The organism is Streptomyces sp. NPDC054863 (genome assembly GCF_053610825.1).
Map to the genome: position 1 here is coordinate 1 of NZ_JBSGZD010000387.1, position 6,452 is coordinate 6,452.

A 6,452-nucleotide genomic window follows, 5' to 3' on the forward strand; every position below is an offset into this window, starting at 1 on the left:
GACCCACACACGCGCACGTCCGGTCCACGCCACACGTCCCGGTCCCCCACCCGTCTCCCCGGTGGCACCTCAGCGCTCCAGTACGAGCGCCAGCCCCTGGCCCACCCCGATGCAGAGCGCGGCCAGCCCGGTGCCCGAGCCCGCCGCCGCCAGTTGGTGGGCGACCGATCCCGCGAGGCGTGCGCCGGAGGCACCGAGCGGGTGTCCGAGGGCGAGGGCGCCGCCGCGCGGGTTGACCACCGCCGGGTCGAGGTCGGGCCAGGCGGCGAGGCAGCCGAGCGACTGGGCGGCGAAGGCCTCGTTCAGCTCGAAGACGGTGAGGTCGGCGAAGGTCCGGCCCGCCTTGCCGAGCGCGCGGTCGACCGCTTCGACAGGTCCGAGCCCGAACAGCTGGGGTTCGATGCCGGTGACGGCGGAGGTGCGGATACGGGCGAGCGGTTCGCGTCCGGTGGCCCGCAGCCCCTCCTCGTCGACCAGGAGCAGGGCCGCCGCCCCGTCGTTGAGGGGCGAGGAGTTGCCCGCCGTCACCGTGCCCGTGCCGTCCGTACGGAAGACCGGCTTCAGCCTGCCCATCGCCTCGGGGGTCGAGGACTCCCGGATGCATTCGTCGCGCGGGAGGTCCACGCCTTCGTACGGCACGACCTCGTCGTCGTAGAGGCCCGCCGCCCACGCGGCTGCGGCTTTGTGGTGGCTGGCGAGGGCGAAGGCGTCCTGTTCCGCGCGGCCGATCCCGTGCTTGTCGGCGACGAGTTCGGCGCCCTCGCCGAGGGAGACGGTCCACTCGGCGGGCATTTCGGGGTTGGTCATCCGCCAGCCCAGCGTCGTCGAGTACAACTGCTGGTGACCTGCGGGAAAGGCCCGCTCGGGCTTCTGCAGGACCCAGGGGGCGCGGGACATCGACTCGACGCCGCCCGCGATCGCCACGGACGCGTCGCCCAGGGCGATCGCGCGGGCCGCCTGGATCACGGCCTCCAGACCGGACCCGCAGAGCCGGTTGACGGTCACGCCGGGGACGGTGACGGGCAGCCCGGCGAGCAGGACCGCCATGCGGGCCACGTCGCGGTTGTCCTCGCCCGCGCCGTTGGCGTCACCGAAGTACACGTCGTCGACCCGGGCCGGGTCGAGGTCCGGAGTCCGGGCGACCAGGGACCGCACCACATGGGCGGCGAGGTCGTCGGGGCGTACGCCCGAGAGCGCTCCCCCGAACTTGCCGATCGGCGTGCGGACGGCGTCGACGACGTAGACGTCACGGATGCTCGTGGGCATCGGAACTCTCCTCCGGCTCAAGGGCGTTCGTGCCGGGGTGTGACAGGTGTGACACCCTCCCACGGCCGCCTGTGATCGTCCTTGATCACCCGTGCCCGAGTCTGTTCCGCGTCCCGTCGGCTGTCAACGGCCGACGGGACGTCCTCGCCCGGCTTCCCGGCCCGTCGGCGTCAGCTCGACTCGCGCGGCACCGCGTGCGCGCCCATCAGGTCGCTGTTCTCCAGCCGTTCCGACGGGTTCCGCACCAGCCGGTCGACCAGGTCCGCGAGGTACTGGCCCGGCGGCATCTCCAGTTGCACCGTACTGAGGCTGGGGCGCAGGAGCTTGCCCATGAGGAGGTTGTCGGCGCCCATGACGGCGGTCTCGCCGGGGACGTCGATGCCCGCGTCCTGGAGCGCCCGCATGAGGAGCTGGGCGTACTCGTCGTTGTAGGCGAACACCGCGTCCAGGCCGAGGTCGCGCCAGCGGGCCGCGAGGGCCGCCGCCGACTCCTCGTCGTACCGCATGCTCAGCGGTTCGACGCTCGCGCCGGTGCCGGCGACCGCCTTGCGCAGGCCCGCCAGGCGCGGCTTGGAGAAGAGCTCCAGGCCCGGCTCCTCCGGGACGACGGCGCCGATACGGCGGTGGCCGCGCTCCAGGAGGTGCCCGGCGGCGGCGACGCCGACCTCGCGCTGGTCCATCACCAGCGAGTGGGCGCCCTCGACGCGCTGCGGGCCCAGCGTGATGACGGCCTTGGCCCCCGACCTCTTGAGGAGCTGCACGCCGCGTGCGTTCAGGGTGATCTCGCCGAGCGACACCACGGCCACGGGCCGCAGTTCCGCCCAGGCACGGGCCGCCTCGTCGCCGGTGAGGCCGAGGCTGCCGTACTGCACGACCGTGTAGTCGAGGTTGCGCAGCGCCCAGTGCAGCTCGTTGAAGAACTGGCCGTAGAGCGGGCCGACGGGGATGTGGGCGGTCGGCAGCAGGACCATGCGGGTGTGGCCCGCGCGCAGGCTGCGGGCCGCCGCGTGCGGGACGTAGCCGAGCTCCTCGGCGGCCTCGCGGACCCGGCGGCGGGTGGGCTCGCTGATCCGCACGGCGGAGGTGTTGTTCAGCACGTACGACACGGTGGCGCGCGACACGCCTGCCAGGCGTGCGACATCTGTACTGGTGGGGACGGGTTGGTCGGCTGACTTCTTCGGTGTCTGGCTCATCGCTTTCGGCATCTTTCCAGACGGGTGCGTGCCAGGGTCTGGCGGATGGCCGGAATTGGGTGCTACAAAGCGTTTACACGGGTCACTGACACGTGTCACCTTGACTGTCGGAACTCCCCGGCAGACCCCTTCCGCAGCACCTTGCGGGCAGAGCTCTCCGCTCATCCCATTCGCCGCTCATTTCACCCTGGAGGGCAGCGTGGCCCTTTCCTCCCCCGGCACCGGCGCGGCAGCCGGCACCGACTCCGCCCAGACGGCCGCTCCGACCCGAGGGCTGCTCCCGCTGCTGCTCGTCGGCAACACCGTCATGTACGCGCTCTACATCGGCGTGCCCGGCTTCGTGCTCGCGATGCAGGTCGCCGGCATCGACGAGGCGAACAAGGTCAGCAACATGACCGTCGTCTCGGGGGTGTCCGCGGTCTTCGCCACGATCTTCAACCCCATCGCCGGCGCGATGTCCGACCGCTCCGGACGCCGCAACCCGTGGATCCTGGGCGGCGGTGTCGCCGCCCTCGCGGTGATGGCACTGCTGGGCAGCGTCAACACCGTGCTGCTCGTGACGATCGTCTGGTGCCTCGGCCAGGCGGCGATGAACTTCTACCAGGCGGCGCTCACCTCGGTGGTTCCGGACCGCATACCGCTCGCCTCGCGCGGCAAGGCCTCGGCCGCCGTCGGCCTCGGCATCCCGCTCGGCTCCACCATCGGCGCCCTGATCGGCGCGGCGTTCTCGGACAGTTACCGCACCGGGTACCTGCTGTTCGGCGCGCTGGTGGCGGCAGCGGCCGTCCTGTTCACCACGTGTGCCCGTGAGGAGCGCCGCCCGCCCAAGCCCGCGACGCCGCTCAAGGAGCAGTTCAAGTCCTTCGCCGGCGCGCTGGCGAACCACGACTTCCGCTGGGCTTTCATCGGCCGGGCGCTGCTGATCCTGGGCTACTTCGGAGTCCTCGGCTTCCAGCTGTACATCCTCCAGGACCACACGAAGCTGCCTGCGGGCATGGATCCGGCGTCCGCCGCGGCCATCCTCACGATGGTCAACTCCGCCGCCTCGGTGGTCTCCACCGTCCTCGGCGGCTGGCTGTCCGACAAGTACGACCGCCGCAAGCTGTTCGTCGGCGTCTCCGCGATGCTGGCCGCAGTCGCGATGGTCTTTCCGGCCCTCTCGACGAGCTGGACCGCGATGCTGGCCTTCGGCGCGATCAACGGTCTCGGCTTCGGCTGCTACATGGCCGTGGACACCGCGCTGGTGACGATGGTGCTGCCGAAGTCCGAGGACGCCGCCCGCGACATGGGCATCCTCAACGTCGCCAACGCGGGACCGCAGATCGCCGCCCCGTTCGTCGCCGGTCTGGTGGTCCAGCTCAGCGGCGGCTACACCGCGCTCTTCCTGGTCGCGGCGGTCCTCTCGGTACTGGGCGCCCTCGCGGTGCGCCCGATCCGCAGCGTGCGCTGAACGGCCGTGCGCCGACCGGCCGCCCGCTACTGCGGACGGTCCGCCGAGAGGCGGTCCGCAGACCGGTCGGGCGCCGGCCGGAAGCCCGCTGACAGACTGCCCGGCACAGGACCCCCGGCCCACCGGGCCCCACCCGTACCACCGAGAAAGGCACCCCTTCGTGCAGCTGAACACCCACACCTGGGGCGAGGGCGACCGCACCGCCCTCCTGATCCACGGCATCATGGCCGACCACCGCGCCTGGCGGACCGTCGGTCCCGCGCTGGCCGGCAAGGGCTACCGCGTCGTCGCGGTGGACCTGCGGGGCCACGGCCTCAGCGGGCGCGGCGACTCGTACACCCCGGAGTCCTTCGCCGACGACCTCGTCGAGACGCTTCCGGCGGGCGCCGACCTGGCCCTGGGCCACTCGCTGGGCGGACTCGTCCTGTCCCTCGCCGTGGACCGGCTGCGTCCGGCGCGTGCGGTGTACTCCGACCCGGCGTGGCACCTGGAGCTGCCCGGGGGTCTCGGCCCCGAGGTCTTCGCCCAGTTCAAGTCGGTTCCCCGGGAGCAGATAGCGGCGCTGAACCCGCGCTGGGACGCTGCGGACGTCGACATCGAGGTGGCGACCCTGGCGCTCTGGGACGAGACGTCCGCATTCGGTCTGGCCGGCCTGGGGGACCGGGACCTGCTGCCCGCGAAGCCGGTCGTGCCGTCGCTGGTGCAGTTGGCCGACCCGAGCATGCTCATCAACGAGGAGCGGGCCGAGCTGCTGCGCGGGCGCGGCTTCGAGGTCCGTACGGTCAAGGGCGCGGGCCACACCATGCAGCGGGACGACTTCGACGGTTTCATGTCGTCGCTGGATGGCTGGATCTAGTCATTGTTCCGCCCCGTCCGGGGCGGCCTGCCCGCACCGGGTCCGGCCGCCCCGGTCTCGTACTCAGCCGCGTGCCAGCACGCCCCACAGAGCCGGGTCCTCGAAGCCGAGTGCCCACAGCCCGGTCCGGGTGACGCCGTGCTTGCGCAGCACCGGCAGATGGGCGGCGACGCCGCGCGCGTCCTGGTACCAGACGGTCCTTCGGCGGCCGTCCTCCTCGTAACTGAAGTGCGGTGAACCGGCCTCGGGGTCGAGGCGGTAGGGGGCGCCGGTACGTTTCCGCAGCGCTTCCGCCTCCTTCCACGTGACGTGCTTGGTCGCGCCGCCTGCCGTCCAGTCCCAGCCGTACGCGGGCAGCGCCATCTCGATCTTGGCACGCGGGATGACGGAGGTGGCGTGGTCGAGGATCCGGTCGTACCACTGCGGGGTGGCGAGCGGGCCCGGACTGCCGCCCTCCCAATGGAGGTTGTACGCCATGATCCGCACCCGGTCGGCTGCCCGGCCGAGTGCGGGGTAGTCCCAGATGCGCCCGCTGCCGACGGTCTGCGGGGTGACGGCGACGGCGCAGGTCTTCCGGACGGCGTGCAGCGCTGCGCAGAGGTCGGTGACGAGGGCCGCGTAACCGGCGCGGACCGCCCGGTACTGCGCGTCGCCGGTGGGGGCGAGGGTCTCGTAGTCGAGTTCCAGCCCGTCGTAGTCCCCGCGGGCGGCCACGGCCAGGAGCGTACGGACGTGGGTGGCGCGCCGGGCGGGGTCGGTGACGAGCGCGCCGAGGGCTCCGGCGGGAAGGGTCTCCATGACGGTGGGGACGACCTTGAGCCCGGCCCGGTGGAGTCCGTCGACGATCTCGGTGTCCTCGGCGCTGTAGTGCGGATCGACGCGGTCGGCGGCCTTCGCCTGGTACCAGAACGGGCTGACGGTGTGCAGCTGGTCGGCGTGCGCGAGCGCGTCCCGGTAGGCCCGCTCCTGGTCCCAGTAGGGCAGCCACGCGGACACCGTGCGGGCGGGCTCCGGGGCCTCCCCCGCGGGGGAGGCAGCGGGCCGTTCCTGGGCCGGGGCTGCGGCGGTGGGCAACGGCGGGACCGTCAGCGCGAGGACGGCGAGCAGCGGGAGCAGAGTCACCTTCATGGGCCGATCCTGGGCGCGCGGCGGACCGCACGCGCTGCGGCGTGGGCCGGTCGGCCGCACACCACGCCGGCCCCTACCCTGGCGGCGTGACGACTTCACTGGACAACTCGACGGGCCCCGACTCCCGGCCCGACCTGCCCGGCAGCAAGGGTCCGAGCGCGACGACCGAGGCCGAGCCGCACGAGATCGGCCCGGTGCGGATGGAGTACGCCCCCGAGCGCGACGGCGATCCGGACCCGGGCGAGATCGTCTGGACCTTCGTGCCGTACGAAGAGAACGACGGGCGAGGCAAGGACCGCCCCGTGCTCGTGGTGGCCCGCGAGGAGGCGGGCACGCTCCTGGCCGTGCGGCTGTCGAGCAAGCGGCACGACCACGACCGCGAGTGGCTGCCGATCGGTTCGGGGCCGTGGGACAGCGCGGGCCGCGAGTCGTGGGTGGACCTGGACCGGGTGCTGCGGGTGCACGAGGACGGGATGCGGCGCGAGGCGTGTGCGCTGGACCGGCCCCGGTTCGACCAGGTGGCGCGGCGGCTCGGCGAGCGGTACGGCTGGCGCGGCTG

6 protein-coding genes are annotated in these 6,452 nt (G+C 72.7%); 3 read left to right on the plus strand and 3 right to left on the minus strand.

Features of this window, described 5'->3' with window-relative positions; genetic code table 11:
- Positions 1–69: 69 nt before the first annotated feature.
- Both ACWGIG_RS35920 and ACWGIG_RS35925 read right to left on the minus strand, forming a co-directional pair.
- Positions 70–1,266 carry a thiolase family protein gene (locus tag ACWGIG_RS35920; RefSeq protein ID WP_453325906.1) on the minus strand — a complete coding sequence of 399 codons (1,197 nt, stop codon included), beginning with the start codon at positions 1,264–1,266 and terminating at the stop codon, positions 70–72.
- Between the two features lie 170 nt (positions 1,267–1,436).
- Positions 1,437–2,459, minus strand: a complete 1,023-nt coding sequence (locus tag ACWGIG_RS35925; RefSeq protein WP_453325907.1) for a LacI family DNA-binding transcriptional regulator — start codon at positions 2,457–2,459, stop codon at positions 1,437–1,439.
- Between the two features lie 199 nt (positions 2,460–2,658).
- On the opposite strand from ACWGIG_RS35925, the gene ACWGIG_RS35930 reads away from it, so the two are divergent.
- Complete coding sequence (locus tag ACWGIG_RS35930; RefSeq protein ID WP_453325908.1) at positions 2,659–3,909, plus strand: MFS transporter; 1,251 nt, start codon at positions 2,659–2,661, stop codon at positions 3,907–3,909.
- 160 nt (positions 3,910–4,069) lie between these two features.
- Positions 4,070–4,765 carry an alpha/beta fold hydrolase gene (locus tag ACWGIG_RS35935; RefSeq protein ID WP_453325909.1) on the plus strand — a complete coding sequence of 232 codons (696 nt, stop codon included), beginning with the start codon at positions 4,070–4,072 and terminating at the stop codon, positions 4,763–4,765.
- 63 nt (positions 4,766–4,828) lie between these two features.
- On the opposite strand, the gene ACWGIG_RS35940 is transcribed toward ACWGIG_RS35935, so the two are convergent.
- Entirely contained in the window at positions 4,829–5,893 is a 1,065-nt protein-coding gene (locus ACWGIG_RS35940) for a glycosyl hydrolase family 18 protein (protein WP_453325910.1), read from the minus strand.
- Between the two features lie 98 nt (positions 5,894–5,991).
- Here ACWGIG_RS35940 and ACWGIG_RS35945 point away from each other — a divergent pair.
- Positions 5,992–6,452 (plus strand): type II toxin-antitoxin system PemK/MazF family toxin (locus ACWGIG_RS35945; RefSeq protein ID WP_453325911.1); only part of this gene is annotated, 461 nt, incomplete at its 3' end.